Raw genomic sequence first — 19,172 nt, forward strand, 5'->3', positions numbered from 1 at the left:
GGCGCGGATGAACCCGCTGTGCGGCACCGGCGCGGTACCGCCCCGTGCGGGGGAAGTCCGCGGCGCGCGCCGCGAGCAGCGTCGGAGCTCTAAGGAGGTGCGGACTCCCATGAGCCGTCAACCTGATCGTTCCCGATCCCGCCGCATCGTGCTGGCCGTCGTGCTGTTCGCGTTCATCATCTCCCCCACCGGCGACGACAAGTGCGAGAAGTCGTCTCCGGCCGAGGTCACCGGCGTGCTCGCGGCCGCCGCACTGCTGCCCCGGCTGATCGGGACAGCGGGACGGGCACTCGTGTTGATCTCCCATCCGAGTAGGGCCGTCCGGCCCCCCTGCACGGCGAAGTGATGCGGTTCGATCACGTGATCATCCACGGAAATTCCATCGGGGAGAGTCATCGTCATGTCCGACAGTTCGGAGTCCGAACGAGAAGCGCGCGACACCGGCCAGCCGAGGTTCCGGGTTCCCGTCTCGGCGGTTCCGCTCGTGCCACGGGAGCGACTCTTGTCCATTGTGGACGATCACGTCGCAGCCGCGCCGGTCATCCTCGTCACCGGGCCCGCGGGGTGCGGCAAGACCACGTTGCTCGCGGAATGGGCGCGACGCCGCGCCCACCGGGTCGCGTGGCTGTCGCTGGACGAGCACGACAGCGTGCCCGCGCGGTTGCGCGTCGCGATGCGGGACGCGCTCACCGGAATCTGGCCGGACCAGGGCCGTCTCGACTCGATCCCGTTGTCCGAACCGGGCTTCTCCTCGGCGATCGTGGCCGCGTTCGACCAAGTGCCCGTGCCCGCGTGTCTCGTGCTGGACAACGTGCACGAGCTGCGGGACCCGGACGCTCTCGCCACCATCGACCTGCTCACACGGCAGCCACCGGACCGGCTCAGGCTCGTGCTGCTCGGCCGGTTCCCGCCACCGTTGCACCTCGCCCGGCTGCACCTGGAGGGACGGCTGCGCGAGGTGCTTCCCGGTGAGCTGGCGTTCGACCGCGCCGAGACCGAGGCACTGCTCGCCGCCTACGACATCCACCTCCCGCCCGAGGAGGTCACCTCGCTGCTCAGCCGCACCGAGGGCTGGGCGGGCGGGCTGAAGTTCGCGGCGATGCGGATGAGCACGACGGGCACCCGGCCGGCGGACCTGCTCATGTTCGCGGGCCAGGACGAGATCGTGAACAGGTACCTGACCGAGGAGGTGCTCGCGCCGCACGCACCGAGCACGCACGACCTGCTGGTCGCGAGCAGTGTCTGCGACACCGTGAACACGAGCCTCGCGAGCGCGCTCGCACCCCGGCACCCGAGCCCCGGCGTCGCGCTCGACCAGCTCGACAGCGCCAACGCGTTCGTGAACAAGCTCAGCCGCACGCCGGAGTGGTACCGCTGCCACCCGATGCTGCGGGCGCGACTCCTCGCCGAGCTCCGCCGCACCCGCCCGGACGAGGAGAGATCGCTGCACCGCTCCGCCGCCCACTGGCACCACGAGCACGACCTGCCCGTGAAGGCGTTGCGGCACGCGATAGCGGCCGGTGAGGACCAGCTCACCGCGGGGATCATCGAGCACTCGGTGCTGCGCGAGACGCTCCACGCCGGCAGCCTGAACGTGCACGCCGTGCTGGGTGCGGTGCCCGGCCACGTGCTGGCGCGGCCCGCGGTCGGGGTGGTCGCCGCGCTCGTCGCGCTCGACGCGGGTGACGTCGCCGCCGCCGACCGGGTGCTCGCCGGGATCGGCGGCACGTCACCCGCGCTGCGACCGGAACGGGTGCGGGTGCTGCACAGCACGGCGTTGCTGCGCCGCAGCCGGTCCGACGCGCACGTCGGCGAGGCGCTCAAGATCATGGCCAGGACGCCCGCGGGGCTCAGCGGCGTGCCGGACGCGGACGTCGCCGCCCTGCTCGACCGCGGCGTCGCGGCGTTGTCGCGCGGCGAGCACCGCGACGCGGAGACCGACCTCATCCGCGCGGCGGCGATCGCCAGGACGGAGGGGTTCGACCACGCGGAGCTGGACTGCCGGGTGCACCTGGCGGCGTTGGCCAGCGCGATGGGTGACATCGCGGAGGGAGCGCGGCAGGCGCGGGCGGCGGTCGAGTTCGCCGAGCGGAAGGGATGGCAGACGCACTTCGCCTGCGCACTCGCCTATTCGATTCTGGGCGTGCACGCCTATCTGCGCATGGAGGACGCGCGAGCGTCCGACTTGGCCACCCGCGCGACGGCGGCGCTGGGTGACCGGCCGGACCTCGTGGTCGGGATCGCGGTCCGCACGCTGGAAGCGGCGGTGTCGTTCACGACGACCGGCGACCCCCGCATCGTCACGGGCAGCCTGCGCCGGCAGTGGCAGGACGCCGCCGGACGCGAGGTGACACCACCGGTGGTCGCGCACGTGGCACCGGCGCTGCAACGCATCGCGCTGCGCAACGGAGACGAGCAGTGGGCGGCGGCGATGCCCGGTCAGGTCGAGGCGATGTTCGGCCCGTGTGGAGAGCAGGCGGTGCTCCAGGCGGTGCTGCACTCCCACCACTCCCGCCTCAACCAGGCCCGCAAACTGGTGGAACCCCTGCTGTCCGGCGAGCTGGCCGTCGTCGCCGCACCCACCGTTGTGGAAGCCTGGCTGCTGGAAGCCGTGCTGGTGGAGCGTTCCGGCGACCAGCGGCGCTCACACGAGGCACTCACCAGGGCACTGGCGGCCGCGGAGCCCGTCGGCACGATCCGGCCGTTCGTCCACGCGGGCAAGCCCGTCCGGGAGCTCCTCGCCCGCGGCGCGGGCCGGTTCGGCAGGCTCGACCGCTTCGCCACGACGACGATGACGGCCCTGCCCGCGCCCGCGGCGACCTCGACGAGCGTGCTCACGACCCGCGAGCGCGACCTGCTGATCGAACTGCCGTCCATGCGCACCACCGAGGAGATCGCGAACTCGCTGTTCGTCTCCGTCAACACCGTGAAGACGCATCTGCGCGGCATATACCGGAAGCTGGGCGTGAACCAGCGGCGCGACGCCGTCCTGGCCGCCCGACGGCTCGGCCTGATCTGACCTCGATTGGCCCCTTGGACCGCGGTCCCCGCACTCGCCACACTTGATCGGCACGGTCGCGCCACACCGCGGCCCCGCCCCGAGCCACCGACACGATCGTGTCCGGCTCTGTCATCGAACGCTCGAGCAGGCACCCCCGGCGGTGCTCAGTTCGGCCTGCGCACAGTCGGGTGCAGGGCCCGGTCGTGAGTGGTTTCCGTCCCCCGATGTCGCCCTTCGGTGCTGCGGAAGCCACTCATGGCCGCTCGCGCACTCGAACTACTCGCACGCCGCCAGTACGAGGCAGATCAGGTCGTCCCGGTCGTCGGTGATCTCGTAGCCGGTGAGGTACTCCGCGTGGTGCACGGGGAGGACGAAGGCGTTGGCGCCGGTTTCCCGGTCCAGCACCACGTTCGTCCAGTTGTCCCGCCGGTGCCGCGGGCCTCTGGCCCGGATCTCGTTCGGCGCGTCACGGACGAAGGAGGGTGTGCCGTCCTCGTCGTGCGGGAGAGACGCGCGCATCGCTTCCTCACCCCACAGCACGGCGTAGTCCTCGATCAGGTGGACGTCGTGGTAGCCGGGGACGTCCCAGTTCGCCGCCGCGATCCGGGAGGGCTCGGCCAGCGGGATCACGACCAGCGTGACGGTGAGCCAGGACGCGTCCGGGTCCTCGCCGTCCGGGGTGTGCGGGGTGGAGCCGACGTGCACCGGGTGGCTGCCCGGCGGCAGGTCGTGGGCGAACCCGCCCTCGGTGCGCCACGGGGTCTCCCAGGTGATCGGGCTGTTCAGCACGACCAGATCACCGGCGTGGTCGAACCACGTGGGTCTGGTCGCGACCGAGCGCGCGGGTGGGGCGGGCGCGTACCTGTCGGTCAAGCGCCACAGCAGTTCTTGCGTTTCCACGCGGTGGTGTCCTTTCCCCGGCTTCGGTGCCGTCCTGCAGTCACGCGCTCCCGATCATCTCAGGCTCATTCCCGGCCGGGCCCCGCAGCGTTGACACCCGTTGGCTAATGCGCTTAGCTTATGGCTAAGGATGTTAGCTTTCGTTTCGGAGGACGGCATGACCGAGTACCTGAACATCGACGGCGGCACCATCGCCTGCGACGTGACCGGCCAGGGGCCGCTCGTCGTGCTGGCGCACGGCATCGGTGACAGCCGCCACTCCTACCGCTTCCTCGCACCGGCGCTGGCCGCGCAGGGCTACCGGGTCGCGAACGTCGACCTCCGCGGTTGCGGTGACTCGAGCCTGGACTGGAACGGCTACAGCCGCACCGACATCGCGGGCGACCTGGTCGCCGTCGTCCGCCACCTCGGCGGCCCCGCCGTGATCATCGGCCAGTCGATCAGCGGCGGTGCCGCGACCATCGCGGCCGCCACCGCGCCCGACGTGATCACCGGCGTCGTCGAGCTCGCGCCGTTCACGCGCGCGCAGTCCCTCGACCTCGGAGGCCTGTTGCGCGTCAAGCGGTTCCGCGCGGGTTACACGCAGCTCGCGAAGGTCATGTTCGGTGGCAGCCTGGAGAGCTGGAAGCGCTACCTCGACCTGGCGACGCCGGCCAAGCCCGCCGACTGGGACGCCGAGCTCGCCCGCATCGACGCCAAGATGCGCGAACCCGGCCGCATGAAGGTCCTGCAGGCCATGTGCAAGACCAGCCCGGCCGACGCCGGCGCGCAGCTGGCCAACGTCACCTGCCCGGTCCTGGTCGTCATGGGCACCGCCGATCCCGACTGGGCCGACCCGCGCGCCGAGGGTGAGAAGGTCGTCGCCGACCTGCCTCGGGGGCGTGGCGAACTGGCGGTCATCGAGGGAGCCGGGCACTACCCGCACGTGCAGACGCCCGACGAGGTCCTCGCGCTCGCCCTGCCGTTCCTGGCCCAGACGCTGACGCGCGCGTAGCCACCACGTGACCGGGGCGGCCATCCACGCGATGGATACCCGCAGTCAGGATTAGTGATTTCCGCACGGGATCCCGCGCACCAAAACTGAGGCCAGTGTTGCCGGTCATCGGAGATCGGCAGGTGCACCTCACCGGAGATGCCTGTGTCGCAACAAGCCTCACGTCCCGAGAAGTCAGCGAGACGCCCCGGCGGCAGCCTCCTCACTGATCACGAGCGACCTGCCGGACGTTCCCAAGCTCTTGTCCTGCTGCTGGCGAGCTGTCTCCCGGTGCTCGGGTCGGTGCTGCTCGCACCGGTGCTGCCGGCGATCCAGGAGGCGTTCGCCTCGACGCCGGGGGCTTCGGCGCTCGCTCCGATCGTCCTGACCGCGCCCGCCCTGATGATCGGGCTGACCGCTCCCTTCGCGGGCCGGGTCGTGGAACGAACCGGGCGCAAGAGGCTGCTGGTCGTCGGGCTCGTCGCGTACGGGATCTTCGGCACCGCACCGCTGTGGCTGCCCACGCTGGAACTGGTCGTGGCCAGCCGCGTCCTCGTCGGGATCGCCGAGGCCGCCATCATGACGTGCTGCACCACGTTGCTCGCGGACTACTTCCACGGCCGGCAGAGGCAGCGGTACTTCGGTCTTCAGACCGTGTGCACGACCGTCGCGGCCACGTTGTTCTTCGCGTTGGGCGGGCTCCTCGGAGCCCAGGGCTGGAGAACGCCGTTCTGGCTCTACGCCGCGAGTCTGCCCCTCGCGCTGATGGCGATCCGGTACCTCTGGGAGCCCGCCGACCGTCAGGACCGCGCCGGGAGGGTCGCGCTCGCGTGGCGGCTGCTGGCGGCGCCCATCGGCGTCACGCTGGTGGGAGGTCTGGTGTTCTACACGCTGATCGTCGAGTTGCCGTACGTGCTGGGCGGTGTCGGTGTCGTTTCTTCCGCCACCATCGGCATGATCAGCGCGCTGGCCTCGCTCGCCACCGCCGCCGGCGCGTTCCTGTTCACCCCGCTGGCACACCGGGGCCCCGGGGTCACCGTGACCCTCGCGTTCCTGCTGTCCGGGATCGGTCTGGCCGTGCTCGCGTTCGCGCCGAGCACTCCCCTGGTCGTCGTGGGCGCCGCGGTCACCGGCCTCGGGAACGGCCTGCTGCTGCCCGCGCTGGTCACCTGGGCGCTGGGCCGGCTCACCTTCGCGCAGCGCCCGCGCGCGTCGGGCATGTGGACGGCGGCGTTGTTCATCGGGCAGTTCGTGTGCCCCCTGGTGGTTCTGGCCCTGTCCGCGGCGATCAGCGGTCTCTCCTCCGCGCTCCTGGTGATCGGCGCGCTCTCGATCCTGCTCTCCGTGGTCACCAGAGCGGTGAGGTCGACCGACGCGAAGCCGGTGCTGGCCGATGGGTGACCTGATCGACCTGGTCGTGGCGGAGAAGCCCGCGGTGGCGCACGGCGTCACCGCGGTGACCTTGCGCCATCCCGAAGGGCGCCGGCTGCCGGACTGGTCCCCTGGCGCGCACGTCGACCTGGTGCTGCCCAACGGGATGATCCGCCTGGTGACCGCGTCACCGTTGTCCCGCAGGACGATTCCGGTCTGCTGGACCTAGGTGCGCACCGAACGGTTCCTGTCCGCCGCAGACATCTCTGCCGAGCGTGGGAAGCGCTCCCGATACGTGTGCGACTCGCGTAGGAACGGGGCCGGTGCCGAAAGGCACCGGCCCCGAGCGCCAGGTGTTCGAACCCAAGCTGGTGGAACGCGTGTCGTCGTGAGCCGGTCACGGCCTGGTCCGGGGCCGGTCGCGGGCGCGCGGCAGCGGCCTGACCTCCGCTCCGGGAACCACGGTGATGCTGATGCGGCCGATGCCCTCGACGGTGAGGGTGACGACGTCGCCGGGACGCAGGGAACTCCGCTCGGCTCCCCTGCCCCACAGCTCGGCCAGGCAGCCGCCGTTGCCGCAGGTGCCGGAGCCGAGCACGTCGCCGGGCCGCACGGCGGTGCCCCGCGAGGCGTAGGCCACCATCTCCTCGAACGTCCAGCTCATGTTGGACAGCAGGTCGGAGCCCACCACCCGGCCGTTGACCTCGGCGGTCAACGCCAGGCGCAGCAGGCCGTCGGTGTCGCGGTGGTGCTCCAGCTCGTCGGGCGTGACGAGCCAGGGGCCGAGCGTCGTGGCGGTGTCCTTGCCCTTGCACGGGCCGAGACCGACCGCCATCTCCGCGGTCTGCAGGTCGCGAGCGGACCAGTCGTTGAAGATCGTGTACCCGGCGATGTGGTCGCGGGCCTGCTCCGGTGTGAGGTCGCGGCCTTCGCGTCCGATGACGACCGCGACCTCCAGCTCGAAGTCGAGCGCCTCCGAGCCGGGTGGCACGGGCACGTCGTCGTGCGGGCCGATCACGGCGTAGGGGTTGCCGAAGTAGAACGTGGGCGCGGCGTACCACTGCTCGGGCACACCGGCCCCCGCCCGCATCCCCTCGACGTGTTCCTCGAAGGTGACGAAGTCGCGAACGGTCGGAGGCCGCAGCGGTGCGAGCAGGCGCACCTCCGACACGTGCGGCCCCGCCGGACCGGCGAGGGCAGCGGCGCCCGGCAGGTCGCCGAGCACGTCGATCAGCGAAGTACCGATGGGACGCAGCCGCTCGTCGTCGTCCAGCACGCCGGCCTGCTGCCGGCCGTCGTGGAGGTAGGTGGCGAACCGCATGTCACACCGGAGGGGCGACGAAGCAGCCGCGGTCGGGGTCGTTGAAGGACTCCTTGGCCACCAGCTCGTTCATCGGGTTGGCGGTGCCCCACTGGTCGGTGACCTCGGGCTGCGAGAAGTCGTGCACGCTGGGGTGCCAGGTGTCCTCGTCCAGCAGCTCGAGCTCGGTCGTGTACTCGACGGTGTTGCCGTGGGGGTCGAGGAAGTAGGAGAACGTGTTGTCGCCCGCCAGGTGACGGCCCGGTCCCCAGATCTTGCGCACTCCGGCGCGCATCAGGCGGCCGGTGCCGCGCATGTACTCGTCCACGCCGCGCAGCTCGAACGAGATGTGGTGCAGCGCGGTGTGCGGCCCCTTGGCCAGCGCGAGGCTGTGGTGCTGCGGGTTGATGCGCATGAAGTGCATGACCTCGCCCATGTGCGGCGAGCTGAGGGTGTCCGACAGCGCGAACGACAGGTGCTGCTCGTACCAGGCCCTGGTCCGGTTCAGGTCGGGCGAGTTCAGCACCACGTGCGAGAGCCGGACCGGGATGGCCTCCTTCTCCTCGACGCGGCGGTGCTGCCGGTTCTCCACGTCGGCGGAGACCTCGACGGTGCGGCCGTCGACGTCGAAGAACCGGAAGCCGTAGCCGCCACCGAGCGTGCCGAGCTCGTCCGGGGTGCTGATGAGCGTGACACCGGCGGCGATGAGCTGGTCGGCGAGCGCGTCCACGTCGGCCGCGGTCTCCGCGCCGAACGCGACGAGGTCGAGGCGCTTCTCCTCAGCCTTGCGCAGCCGCACGACGTACTGCTCGGGCGAGCCCTCCGCGGCGAGGAAGCTCAGGCCCGAGTCGTTCGCGACCTCGGTCAGGCCCCAGACGCCGGCGTAGAACTCCCGTTGCTTGTCGTAGTCGGGCACGGCGAGGTCGACGTGCCGCAGGTGGGTGAGCAGTCGCCTGGTCACGGGGTCTCCTTCAGGGTGAGCAGGGCGGCGGCGGTGCCACCGCGGACGGCGTCGAAGCCGGGTCGGTCCAGGCCGGCGGCGCGCAGGGCGCCGACCGGGTCGTCGGTGCCCATGTCGAACGGGAAGTCCGAGCCGAGCAGCACCCGGTCCGGTCCCGCGACGCGGACGAGTTCACGCAGCACCGCGGGGTCGTGGACCAGCGAGTCGAACCACAGCCGCCGGGCGTAGTGGCTCGGCGGGTGCGCGCAGTTCCTGGCGTCGGGACGAACCCGCCACGCGTGGTCGGCGCGGCCGAGGTGGGTGGGCAGGTAGCCGCCACCGTGCGCGGCCACGATCCGCAGCCGCGGGTGGCGGTCCAGCACGCCGGAGAAGATCAGGTGGGACAGCGCGACGGCGTTCTCCGCCGGCTGGCCGACGCTGTTGGACAGGTACCAGCGGTCCAGGCGCTCGTCCAGGGTGCAGCCGAACGGGTGCAGGAACACGACCGCTCCGGTCTCGGCGGCCAGGTCCCAGAACGGCTCGTACGCCGGGTCGGACAACTCGCGGCCGGGTGCGTGGCTGCCGATCTCCACCCCTGCCAGTCCTTCTCCCAGCGCGTGGTCGAGGGCCTGCACCGCCAGGTCCGGGTGCTGCAGCGGCGCCAGCCCCAGGCCGCGCAGCCGGTCCGGCGCGTGGGCGCAGTGCTGGGCGGTCGCGGTGTTGGCCGTTTCCCACACCGTCCGGGCAAGGTCGCGGTCCGCCCAGTAGTGGTAGTGCGACGGGGAAGGGCTCACGAGTTGCACGTCCACCCCCGCACTGTCCATAGCGGACAGTCGTTGCGCGACGTCGGTCAGCAACCCGAGCCGGTCGCGGACCATCTGGCCGTTGACGGCCAGCGCGTCGGGGCCGTTGCGGCGAGCGTCGAGCTCACGGGCGGCGGCCAGCACGGGCTCGTCGGCGACGAGCCGTTCCACCTCGGGCAGCAGGACGTGGGCGTGCACGTCCACGGTCGGGGCGGTCACGGGCGCCGCGCCAGCATCGCCATCGTGCGGCCCATCAGTCCGGGCACATCGGCATCGCGCACGCCGTCGAGCAGCCACTGGCCGAGCTGAACGGAGGCGTCGACGACCGCGCGCACACGTGGATAGCGGCGATCGCGGTACTCGGTGAGCAAGGCGTCGTCCCAAGTGTCCTCAGTGGACAGGAGTTCGGCGAGGACGAGTGCGTCCTCCAGCGACATCGCGGCGCCCTGGGCCAGGGTCGGCGGGCAGGCGTGCGCGGCGTCGCCGACGAGCACGACCCGGCCGCGGTGCCACGACCCCTCCACCAGCAGCCGGTCGAACCAGGTGTAGTTGACCACCGCCGCGTCGGTCAGCGCGGCCTGGATCTCCTGCCACGGCCCGCCGTAGCCCTGGGCCAGCCGCAGCATCTCCTCGGCGTGGGCCGCCGGGTCGATGGTGTCGCGGTCGCGGTTGCGTTCGACCAGGTACGCGTAGGCGGTGTCCGGGCCGGTCGGGCAGCAACCGGCGATGAAGCAACGGCCGCCGTAGATCATCTGGGTGTGGCCGAGGCCGGTCGGGCGAGGCACCGGAGCACGCCAGATGGCCATGCCGGTGGGAACGGGCCGTTCCTCGACACCGATCAGGGCGCGGGTCGCGGAGTTGAGGCCGTCCGCGCCGACGACGAGGTCGTAGCGACCGGTCGTGCCGTCGCTGAAGCCGACGTCCACCCCGTCGCCGTCCTGGTCGAGGCTGGTGGCGGTGAGGCCGAGGCGCACCGTGGCACCGGACGCGCGGACGGCGTCGATGAGGATCTGCTGCAGACGCGGGCGTTGCATGCCGAGGGTGCCGGGCAGGTCGTCGCCGCCGATGCGGGCGGTCGGCTGCACGGTCAGCACCGCGCCGGTCGGGGCGAGGATGCCCAGTTCGTCGAACGGGAACCCGTCGCTCAGCACCTCCTCGACGACGCCGACCTCGCGCAGGACGCGCAGGGCGTTGCCCTGCAGGGTGATGCCGGATCCGGCGGTGGCGTTCCAGTCGGGTCTGGCCTCCACCAGGTCGACGGCGTGTCCCGCGCGGCGCAGCAGGACGGTCAGGGCGTTGCCGGCGGTGCCACCGCCGAGGACGAGCACGGTGCGGGTCATCAAGGCTCCTCGGTCACTTCACGGCGACGGGGTTCACCGGCGAGCCGACGGCTCCCGTGATCGGCAACGGCGCGGCGGTCAGCCAGAACTCGTGCACACCGTCGGCGGCGCAGTCCTCGGCCAGCGCGTCCAGGTCCCACATCTCCCCCACCAGCAGCCCGATGTGCGGGATGACGACCTGGTGCAGCGGCTGGAAGGCGTCGTCGAACTCGTTGGGCCGCACCTCGAAGCCCCAGGTGTCGGTGGCGATCGCGGCGATCTCGGTGCGGTGCAGCCACGGCGCGGTGGTGAACGACAGTCCCGGCGCCGGTCCGCCCGCGTAGTCGCCCCAGCCGTCCCGCCTGGCGCGGGCCAGCTGGCCGGTGCGGACGAGCACGATGTCGCCGGGGCCGACGTCGACGCCGTGCGCCTCGGCGGTGGTGACGAGGTGGGTCTCGGTGATGGCGAAGCCGTCGGGCAGTTCGCCACCACCGACGACTCGGCCGACGTCGAGCAGCACGCCGCGCCCGGCGACGTGGGCCGCCATGTGCTCGATGCCGGTGACCAGGTCACCCGCGGACGTCACGGTGGTGGCGGCGTCACGGCCGTTCCACGCCATGCCGTGGTCGAAGATGTGCCCGAGGCCGTCCCACTGGGTCGAGCACTGCAACGGCATGGAGATCACGTCGTCCGCGCCACCGATGCCGTGCGGGAAGCCCTGCAGCCCCGCGGCCGCGTCGGTCCCGGTGTCCAGCATCGTGTGCACCGGGTTCGTGCGGCGACGCCAGCCCTTCTGCGGGCCGTCCACGTCGAACCGCTGGGACAGCGAGAAACTCACGCCCCTGCGGATCAGCGCGGCGGCCGCGCGGCGCCTGTCCTCGGTGAGGAAGTTCAGCGTGCCGAGGACGTCGTCATCGCCCCAGCGGCCCCAGTTGGAGCACGTCGCGGCCGCCTCGGCGATGGCGGACTCGGGGTCGGCGCGGTTCATGCCCGCTCCTGCGCGACACAGCGGGTGCGCTGGACGCCCAGCCCGGTGATGGTGCTCTCCATGACGTCGCCGTCGCGCAGCAGCCGCCCGTGGTGGATGCCGTTGCCCGCGGGAGAACCGGTCAGGACGAGATCGCCGGGCAGCAGCGTGGTGGTCTGCGAGACGTACGAGACCATCCGGGCGACGTCGAAGATCATGTCCTTTGTGGACTCGTTCTGCATGGTGCCGCCGTTGAGCTTGAGGGTCAGCCGCAGGTCCGACGGGTCGGGCACGAACTCGGCCGGCACGACGTACGGGCCGAGCGGGGTGAAGCCGGGCGCGTTCTTCGAGCGCAGCCAGTCGGTGCCGATCTCCCGCATGTCCTTGCGGAACACGAGATCGCGGGCCGTGAGGTCGTTGGCGATCGTGTAGCCGGCGACGTGGCGCAACGCTTCTTCCGGCGACACGCGGTACGCCGGAGCGCCGATCACGGCGGTCAGCTCCAGCTCCCAGTCCGGCTGCTCGCACCACGAGGGCAGCACGACGTCGTCGTAGGGTCCGGTGATCGCCGACGGCAGACCGATGAACACGTACGGCTGGTCTTCGCGCGCACGACGGTCCATCAGCTCGGCGGCGCGCGCCCGTGCCTGCTCCTCGCTCTCGGCGGAGTCCGCCGGGCGGTGCGCGACCACGAGGTCGATGACGTGCTGCCGGTAGTTGGCTCCCGACTGGAAGACCTGTCGCGGCGCGACCGGCGCGTGCACGCGCAACTCGTCCAGCGGCTGCCACTCCTGTGCCTCGCTCGCCATCCGGCGCAACGAGGGCAGTACCTCCGGCCACCGCTCGAGGACGTCGAGCGTCGAGGCCGGCCGCCAGTCCAGGGCCCGGCCGAGGTCGGCCACGCGGTCGTCCACCACCAGGCCGGGGAACGACGGGCCTGCCGTCCCGGAGAAGGTGCCGAGCGCGAACCGGACGGGTTGCGGCGGTGTTGCCATGAGGTGTCCTCCCGTGTCGTGAGGACTACTGTGGCCGCCACCAGAGGATCACGGAAATGAATGTTCTTGATGCTCTCCATCCACACCGTGGATGACTGGAGGTGCGGTGAACCTGTCGAATCTCGACCTCAACCTGGTCGTTGCCCTGCGCGCCCTGCTGGAGGAGCGCAACGTCACCAGGGCGGGGCAACGGATCGGCCTGACGCAGCCGGCCATGAGCGCGGCCCTGGCGCGTCTTCGCCGCCACTTCGACGACCCGCTGCTCTCCCGCACCGGCTCGCACTACAGCCTCACCCCGCTCGGCGCCGTTCTCCGCGACCGCGCCGCCACCGCCTGCGACGTGCTGGAACGCGTGTTCACCAGCCAGGCCACGTTCGACCCCGCCACCGACACCCGCGAGTTCACGCTCGTCAGTTCCGACTACGGCGCAACGGTCCTCGGCGTCCCCCTGGCCCGCGTGCTGCACGCCGAGGCACCCGGAGTACACCTCACCTTCCACCAGACGTCCCCGACGTTGCTGGACAGCCTCGGCACGTTGCTGAGCACGGTGGACGGTCTCCTGCTCCCGCACGGCGTCATCGACGGCTACCCCGCGGTGGAACTGTTCAGCGACCAGTGGATCTGCCTGGTCGCCGACGACAACCCCGAGGTCGGCGACGAGCTGACCCTGGACCAGCTCGCGAACATGCCGTGGGCGGTCTACCAACGCGCCTACGACGCACCCGTGACCCGGCAGCTGAGCATGCTCGGCATCAGCCCGCACGTGGACATCTCGGTCCCCTCGTTCCACCTGCTGCCCATGCTCGTCGCCGGCACCGGGCGCGTCGCGCTCGCCCAGAGACGACTGGTCGAGCTCCTGCCGACTCCCGGCGTCCGCGTCCTGCCTTCCCCGTTTCCCTCCGTGCCGCTCCAGGAGGCCATGTGGTGGCATCCGGTGCACGCCCAGGACGCAGGACATGCGTGGTTGCGCGAGGTGATCGAAAAAGTCGGTCGAACCGTGGACGGCAGGTCTCGAGAAACGTGAGACAGTTGACGTCTACGCCTGCCCCGCGGTTCACCACCCCGGCGGCGCGCCTTCACCCCGGAGCGGACGCCGCCTCATCCAGGCGCGTTTCACCGCTCCCGGTCAGTTCGCCCCCACTCCACGCCCATGACCGGGTACAGGAACCACCCCACGAGGGAGATCTCCCATCACCGCTTCCGCGCTCACGCCGATCTTGGCCCCCCGCACGCTCACCGACATCTACGGCCCTGACATCGCCGTCTGCGCGCGCCCCGCCCAGGAACCGACGGTGCCGTCGAGCAGACACCGCAACACCCGCGACGTCCTGTCCGCCCGTCCCCTCGCCATCGCCGCCGACACCCCCGTCATCAGCAGCGCGGGCGGCACCGAACCCAACCTCCTCGCCGCCCTCCGCGACGGCGGCCTGCCCGTCGGCACCGACCCGCGTGAGTTCCGCACCGAAGCCGAGTTCGCCACCCGCGTGACCGAAGCGCTCAGCGACGGCCTGCTGATGTCGATGGAGTATCCACAGCCCACCAGCCTGTACCCGGACGAACGCTCCGTGAAGAGCGCCGAGCTCGTCGGCTACCTCAACAACAAAGCCAGCATCAGCACCTTCGTCGACCCGCGCTTCCAGGCCCGCCGGCAGATCGTCACCATCGACGAACTGGCCCAGGCCACCCCCGCCGAGAAGTCCTGGGTCCTCAAAGCCGCCACCAACGCCGCGCACGGCGCCAGCCTGGACGTCTACCTGCACCGAGCCGGGGAGCCGGTGAACCTGCCCGCGTTCACCGACATCCTCAGCGAGGTGGTCGTCGAGGAGTACCTGGACATCCACCGCAACTGGGGCGTCCAGCTCTACGTCGCCGCCGACGGCAAGGCCCGCCTGCTCGCCGTGACCGACCAGCGCATCGACGCCGACGGCATCTACACCGGCGGCCGCTTCGGGCTCGTCATCCCCCTGCCCGCCGACCTGCTCACCGAGTGCCTGGCGATCGCCCAGCGCGCCGCCGACGTCGGCTACCGGGGCATGTGCAGCCTCGACTGCGCGCAGACCGAGGACGGCAGGATGGTCATGCTCGACCTCAACTTCCGCATCACCAGCGGGTCGATCCCGCTGCTGGCGCTGCACACCATCCGCCCCGACGCCCTGGACCGGCCGTCGGAGTCCACGAAGATCACCACCTCGGCCCCCGTCTCCGCACTGCTGGCCGCGCTGAGGCCCGCGCTGCTGCGCGGAGGGCTCCTCGTCACCGGCGGCCACGACACCCGCCGCACCGACAACCCGATCAACCAGACCACGCTGCACCTGCTCGTCTTCGGCGACGATCCGGACGACGTCACCACCCGCCGCGCGGCGCTGGAACGCATGTACGACCACTGACCGTCAGGGCAGTGTGCCGTTGCGGCGCAGGTGGTTTCGCGCGTGCTCGATGGCCTCGGGGGTGCTGGCGAACGTGCGCACCCCGTGGGTCTCCAGCTGGCGGCGGTGTTCCTCGCGCACGCCGGAGAGCAGCACGGTGACGCCCCTGTGCTCCAGCCTCTCGACGGCGTCGCGCAGGACCAGCACCCCGGTGCCGTCCATCGTGGACACGCGGGACATGCGCAGGATCACCACGGAGACCGCCGCGATCTCGGTGAGCTCCAGCAGGAAGCGGTGTGCCGCGGCGAAGAACAGCGGTCCGTCCAGGCGGTAGGCGACGATGTGCTGGGCGAGCAGCTCGTGCTCCTCCAGGGTGTGGTCGCCGGGCTCCAGCGGTTCCTCGTCGATCCGCGCCGACCTGGCGACGGCGCGCAGCGCCAGCGCGCCCGCCACGACGAGGCCGACGATCACGGCGGTGACGAGGTCGAGTGCCAGTGTCGCGATCGCGGTGAGGGCGAGCACCACCGCGTCGGAACGGTTCGCGCGCATCAGGACCCGGACCGAGCCGACCTCGACCATCCGCACCGCGGTGGCGAGCAGAACGCCGGCCAGCACGGCCAGCGGGATCCGTCCGACCACGGGGGCCGCGGCCAGCATGATGACGGCGAGCGTCAGGGCGTGCACGAGGGCCGCCAGCCGCGAGGTCGCACCGGACCGGACGTTGACCGCCGTCCTCGCGATCGCCGCGGTGGCGGGCACGCCGCCGAACAGGGGCGTGATGACGTTCGCGATGCCCTGACCGAAGAGCTCCCGGTCCGGGTCGTGCCGCTGGTTCACGCTCATGCCGTCGGCGACCGTCGCGGACAGCAGGCTCTCCAGGGCGGCGAGCGCGGCCACGGCGACGGCGGACGGCAGCAGCGGCCACAGCGTGCCCAAGTCCAGAAAGGACAGTGACGGCGCGGGGAGCAACGCGGGCAACGTGCCGATTCGGGGCACGGGAAGCGACCAGATCTCCGCCACCGCCGTGCCTGCCGCGACGGCCAGCAGCGAGAAGGGGATCGCCGGTTTCCAGCGCGCGCCGACGAGCATGATCACGACGACTCCGCCCGCGAGGGCGACGGCGGGCAGAGCGGGGCCGGACCCGAACGCGCGGACGGCGTTCACCACGACGTTGTGCCCGTCCGGGGTGGGCACACCGAGTGCCGCGGGGATCTGTTGCAGCGCGATGACCGCGGCGATCCCGAGGGTGAAGCCCTCGACCACCGGAGCGGGCACGTACCGCATGTAACGCCCGGCTCCGGCCACCGCGAGAGCGAGGAGCAGCACGCCCGCGAGCAGGCCGACGGTCAGCACACCGCCCGGGCCGAACGCCGCGACGATCGGCACCAGCACCACGGTCATCGCGCCGGTGGGCCCGGACACCTGCAGGCTGGAGCCGCCGAAGACCGCAGCCAAGGTGCCGGCGACGATCGCGGTCGCCAGTCCCGCGGCGGCGCCGAGGCCCGACGCCACCCCGAATCCGAGTGCCAGCGGCAACGCCACGACCGCGACGGTGAGACCCGCGACGACGTCCCTCGGTGTCGCGGCCGACCAGTCCGCCTTCGCCGGCAGGAACGCTCTCACGCGGAGTCCGCGCGCAACTGCGCGAGCAACTCGTTCTGCCCGGCCAGCAGCTCGGTGAGGATCCTTCTCGCCGCCTTCATGAGATCGGCCACGTCCGCGCCCGCCAGCGCGTACACCACCGTCGACCCCTCGCGGGTCGCCGTCACGATGCCCGACCTGCGCAGCACGGCCAGCTGAGCGGAGAGGTTGGACGCCTCGACCTCGATCTCGGCGAGCAGGTCACGCACGGCCTTCGGGCCGTCCTGCAACAGTTCCAGTACCCGGATGCGCACGGGGTGGCCGAGCATCCGGAAGAACTCGGCCTTCGCCTGGTACAGCGGAACCGGCACCGCTCAGCCCTCTCTCGGCGCGGCGACCGGCACGCCGTGCTCCGCCGCCAGGCGCCGCAGGTTGGCGAGATCAGCGCCGTGCACCTCGGCGCCGTACTCGTCCTGCTGCTCCAACGCCTGCCGCACTGCCTGCTCCGCCTGCTCGACGCGGATGAGCAAGCTGTCCTCGAACTCGTTCACGGCACCACGACCTGTCGAATTGAAGAATTCTTCAATTCGACACTCTACAACTCCGCCAACTGCGGCGCACCCGGCATCGTCACGGCGGCGACCGGTTCAGCCGAACGGCGGTTGTCGTTGCAGGGGCGGTGCCGGCGCCAGATCACAAGGGGCCGTTCGACGGAGCCGGAAGTCCCTGTTGCCAGGAAACACCGTTGACGACGCTGGAGAGCGGCGGCGGCGCGCGGCGCAGATTGTCACGATCACACCACCGCGCCGCCGCTCCTCCGTGTTCTCCCCTCTGCAGGAGACCGACGAATCGCCTCGAAGCCCGTGGGCCAGCGACGGATCTTGTGTTTACCAGCGCGCCCAGCCGGGTATCAAAGTCGCCGCAAGTACTGCCACGCAAAGGAGTTGGAGTCAGACCTGTGTGGTGAGACAGGAGGAACCAGCAGTCATGTGGTCCGTGGACGGGAAAGACGCGGAGTTTCTCGAGGCCGCGCAGGCAGGCAGCATCCGGATGGCGCGCGACATCGCCGGTTCCGGCGGATCGCTGCTGGACATCACGGCGGTGTTCGAACGGGCACCCGTCGGCTTCGCGGTGGTGGACGCGCAGATGCGGTTCCTCTACGTCAACCCGGCATACCTGTCGGTGCACGGCGATCCGGCGACCAGTGACCACGTCGGGCGCATGATGAACGAAGTGGTTCCGGCCGCCTACACGGCGACCGTGGAACCTCTCATCGCCGAGGTGCTGACCTCCGGCGCCGTGCACCGCGACATCGAGATGAGCGCCGAGGCGGGGAGCGCCACCAAGAAGCTGCTGCTCAACCTGTTCCCGTTGTGCGACAGGGATGACAACGTGATCGCAGCCGTGATCGCGGTTCAGGACGTTACCCGGTCCCACGAGGCAGCCGAGCTCGAAGGGCTGCGCCTGCACGCGGAGTGGACCGACCGGCTGGACCGGGCGCACCGTGCCGGCGGCACCGGTTCCTGGGAGTTCGACCTGCGCAACGGCAGGATCGTGTGGTCGGCCAACCTCTGCCGCATCGCCGGTCTCAGCCAGTCCCCCAACAGTGTTGAAGACGTCCTTGCGCTCGTGCACCCGGAGGACGTCGACGTGGCCAGGGCGTCCTTCACCGGCCTCACCGCGCACACGTCGACACCGGAGGTCGAGTACCGGCTGTGCACACCGGACGGACGGGTCGTCGTGCTCTCGTCGATCGCGGAGCCCGTCACGGACACCACCGGCACGATCGTGTCGCTGCGCGGCATGTGCGTGGACCGCACCCTTCGAAGAACCGCGGAGGCCGACAAGCGCGCGGCCGTGGTCCGGGCGGACCGGATGACGGCCCAGCTGGAGGACGAGCGGCAGATCGTGCTGCAGCTGCAACGAGCTCTGCTGCCACCCAGCATCCCCGTGGTCGACGGAACCGACCTGGCCGCGACCTATCTGCCCGCGAACAGCTCGGCCGGGGTGGGCGGCGACTTCTTCGACGCGTTCCCCCTGCCCGACGGCAGGCTCGCGATCGCGGTCGGCGACGTGATCGGCCACGACGTCGAAGCCGCCGTCACGATGGGCAGGGTCCGCAGCGCCATCCGTGCGTACGCGATGCAGAACCCGCTCCCCGACCGCGTGCTGCGCGAACTGAACCAGCTCGTCTGCGCCTCCGGCGACATGACGATGACGACCGTGTTCTACGGCGTCTACACGCCCTGGGACGGCTCCCTCTGCTACGCCAACGCCGGCCATCCCCACCCGCTGGTCGTCCGGAACGGCGTCGCCGAACCGATGGCACACCGGCACGGGCTGATCACGGGAGCTGTGAAGCACGCCGGCTACCTCCCGTTCGAGACGTCGTTGCGACCAGGCGACGCGCTGGTCGTCTACACCGACGGGCTGGTGGAACATCGCGGCGAGGACATCGACACGGGGACCCGGGCGCTGTGCGCCGCCGTGACGGCGCCACACCTGCCGGAACTCCTTGACGACCTCGTGCCGGCCGTGATCAAGGCTGTCGCGCCCGAGCAGGGTCGCGACGACATCTGCGTGCTCGCGCTGCGCCGCAGCCCGCGCTGAGTGACCCGCGGGAGCCGTCCGCACGTCCTGCTGGCCTCCACGCCAC

General features: G+C 71.2%; 18 protein-coding genes. 8 read left to right on the forward strand and 10 right to left on the reverse strand.

Going from position 1 to position 19,172, the window contains the following annotated elements:
* Positions 1-109 precede the first annotated feature (109 nt).
* Together SK571_RS15420 and SK571_RS15425 are read left to right on the forward strand one after the other, a co-directional pair.
* On the forward strand, positions 110-346 hold the full coding sequence (locus SK571_RS15420; RefSeq protein ID WP_319984749.1) for a hypothetical protein: 237 nt from the start codon (positions 110-112) through the stop codon (positions 344-346).
* 54 nt (positions 347-400) lie between these two features.
* On the forward strand, positions 401-3,019 hold the full coding sequence (locus SK571_RS15425) for a LuxR C-terminal-related transcriptional regulator (protein ID WP_319984750.1): 2,619 nt from the start codon (positions 401-403) through the stop codon (positions 3,017-3,019).
* Positions 3,020-3,277: 258 nt separating this feature from the next.
* Here SK571_RS15425 and SK571_RS15430 read toward each other — a convergent pair whose 3' ends face one another.
* Positions 3,278-3,901 (reverse strand): hypothetical protein, encoded by a 624-nt coding sequence (locus SK571_RS15430; RefSeq protein ID WP_319984751.1) that lies wholly within the window; start codon positions 3,899-3,901, stop codon positions 3,278-3,280.
* A gap of 157 nt (positions 3,902-4,058) precedes the next feature.
* On the opposite strand from SK571_RS15430, the gene SK571_RS15435 reads away from it, so the two are divergent.
* From SK571_RS15435 to SK571_RS15445, 3 genes are all read left to right on the forward strand, one after another.
* Complete coding sequence (locus SK571_RS15435) at positions 4,059-4,895, forward strand: alpha/beta fold hydrolase (RefSeq protein ID WP_319984752.1); 837 nt, start codon at positions 4,059-4,061, stop codon at positions 4,893-4,895.
* Between the two features lie 138 nt (positions 4,896-5,033).
* Entirely contained in the window at positions 5,034-6,275 is a 1,242-nt protein-coding gene (locus tag SK571_RS15440) for an MFS transporter (protein ID WP_319984753.1), read from the forward strand.
* The gene (locus SK571_RS15445) at positions 6,268-6,474 is read left to right on the forward strand and encodes a hypothetical protein (RefSeq protein ID WP_319984754.1); all 207 of its coding nucleotides are present in this window, start codon (positions 6,268-6,270) and stop codon (positions 6,472-6,474) included. The genes SK571_RS15440 and SK571_RS15445 overlap by 8 nt, the downstream gene beginning before the upstream one ends.
* Before the next feature lie 168 nt (positions 6,475-6,642).
* Here the strand turns inward: SK571_RS15445 and SK571_RS15450 are convergent, their stop codons facing one another.
* From SK571_RS15450 to SK571_RS15475, 6 genes are read right to left on the reverse strand one after another with little or no spacing between them, the layout of a single operon-like run.
* Positions 6,643-7,566, reverse strand: a complete 924-nt coding sequence (locus SK571_RS15450) for a fumarylacetoacetate hydrolase family protein (RefSeq protein ID WP_319984755.1) — start codon at positions 7,564-7,566, stop codon at positions 6,643-6,645.
* Position 7,567: 1 nt separating this feature from the next.
* A complete protein-coding gene (locus SK571_RS15455) occupies positions 7,568-8,506 on the reverse strand; it encodes a VOC family protein (protein ID WP_319984756.1) in 939 nt (312 codons plus the stop codon).
* Positions 8,503-9,507, reverse strand: a complete 1,005-nt coding sequence (locus SK571_RS15460) for an amidohydrolase family protein (protein WP_319984757.1) — start codon at positions 9,505-9,507, stop codon at positions 8,503-8,505. Before SK571_RS15460 ends, SK571_RS15455 begins: the two co-directional genes overlap by 4 nt.
* On the reverse strand, positions 9,504-10,628 hold the full coding sequence (locus tag SK571_RS15465) for an FAD-dependent oxidoreductase (RefSeq protein WP_319984758.1): 1,125 nt from the start codon (positions 10,626-10,628) through the stop codon (positions 9,504-9,506). The genes SK571_RS15460 and SK571_RS15465 overlap by 4 nt, the downstream gene beginning before the upstream one ends.
* A 13-nt stretch (positions 10,629-10,641) precedes the next feature.
* Positions 10,642-11,595: a cyclase family protein gene (locus SK571_RS15470; protein ID WP_319984759.1), complete on the reverse strand. Its 954-nt coding sequence runs from the start codon at positions 11,593-11,595 to the stop codon at positions 10,642-10,644.
* On the reverse strand, positions 11,592-12,569 hold the full coding sequence (locus SK571_RS15475) for a fumarylacetoacetate hydrolase family protein (protein ID WP_319984760.1): 978 nt from the start codon (positions 12,567-12,569) through the stop codon (positions 11,592-11,594). The genes SK571_RS15470 and SK571_RS15475 overlap by 4 nt, the downstream gene beginning before the upstream one ends.
* A 106-nt stretch (positions 12,570-12,675) precedes the next feature.
* Here SK571_RS15475 and SK571_RS15480 point away from each other — a divergent pair, with 106 nt between their 5' ends.
* Entirely contained in the window at positions 12,676-13,593 is a 918-nt protein-coding gene (locus SK571_RS15480; RefSeq protein WP_319984761.1) for a LysR family transcriptional regulator, read from the forward strand.
* Positions 13,594-13,786: 193 nt separating this feature from the next.
* Positions 13,787-14,956, forward strand: coding sequence for a hypothetical protein (locus SK571_RS15485; RefSeq protein WP_319984762.1), 1,170 nt, complete (start codon positions 13,787-13,789; stop codon positions 14,954-14,956).
* 3 nt (positions 14,957-14,959) lie between these two features.
* On the opposite strand, the gene SK571_RS15490 is transcribed toward SK571_RS15485, so the two are convergent.
* The 3 genes from SK571_RS15490 to SK571_RS15500 are packed head-to-tail and all read right to left on the reverse strand — an operon-like array spanning position 14,960 to position 17,067.
* Positions 14,960-16,558 carry a SulP family inorganic anion transporter gene (locus tag SK571_RS15490; RefSeq protein WP_319984763.1) on the reverse strand — a complete coding sequence of 533 codons (1,599 nt, stop codon included), beginning with the start codon at positions 16,556-16,558 and terminating at the stop codon, positions 14,960-14,962.
* Positions 16,555-16,887, reverse strand: coding sequence for an ArsR/SmtB family transcription factor (locus SK571_RS15495; protein WP_319984764.1), 333 nt, complete (start codon positions 16,885-16,887; stop codon positions 16,555-16,557). The genes SK571_RS15490 and SK571_RS15495 overlap by 4 nt, the downstream gene beginning before the upstream one ends.
* A 3-nt stretch (positions 16,888-16,890) precedes the next feature.
* Positions 16,891-17,067, reverse strand: coding sequence for a hypothetical protein (locus SK571_RS15500; RefSeq protein WP_319984765.1), 177 nt, complete (start codon positions 17,065-17,067; stop codon positions 16,891-16,893).
* 445 nt (positions 17,068-17,512) lie between these two features.
* On the opposite strand from SK571_RS15500, the gene SK571_RS15505 reads away from it, so the two are divergent.
* On the forward strand, positions 17,513-19,126 hold the full coding sequence (locus SK571_RS15505) for a SpoIIE family protein phosphatase (protein ID WP_319984766.1): 1,614 nt from the start codon (positions 17,513-17,515) through the stop codon (positions 19,124-19,126).
* Positions 19,127-19,172 lie beyond the last annotated feature (46 nt).

Source organism: Lentzea kristufekii, assembly GCF_033949925.1.
Taxonomy (GTDB): domain Bacteria; phylum Actinomycetota; class Actinomycetes; order Mycobacteriales; family Pseudonocardiaceae; genus Lentzea; species Lentzea kristufekii.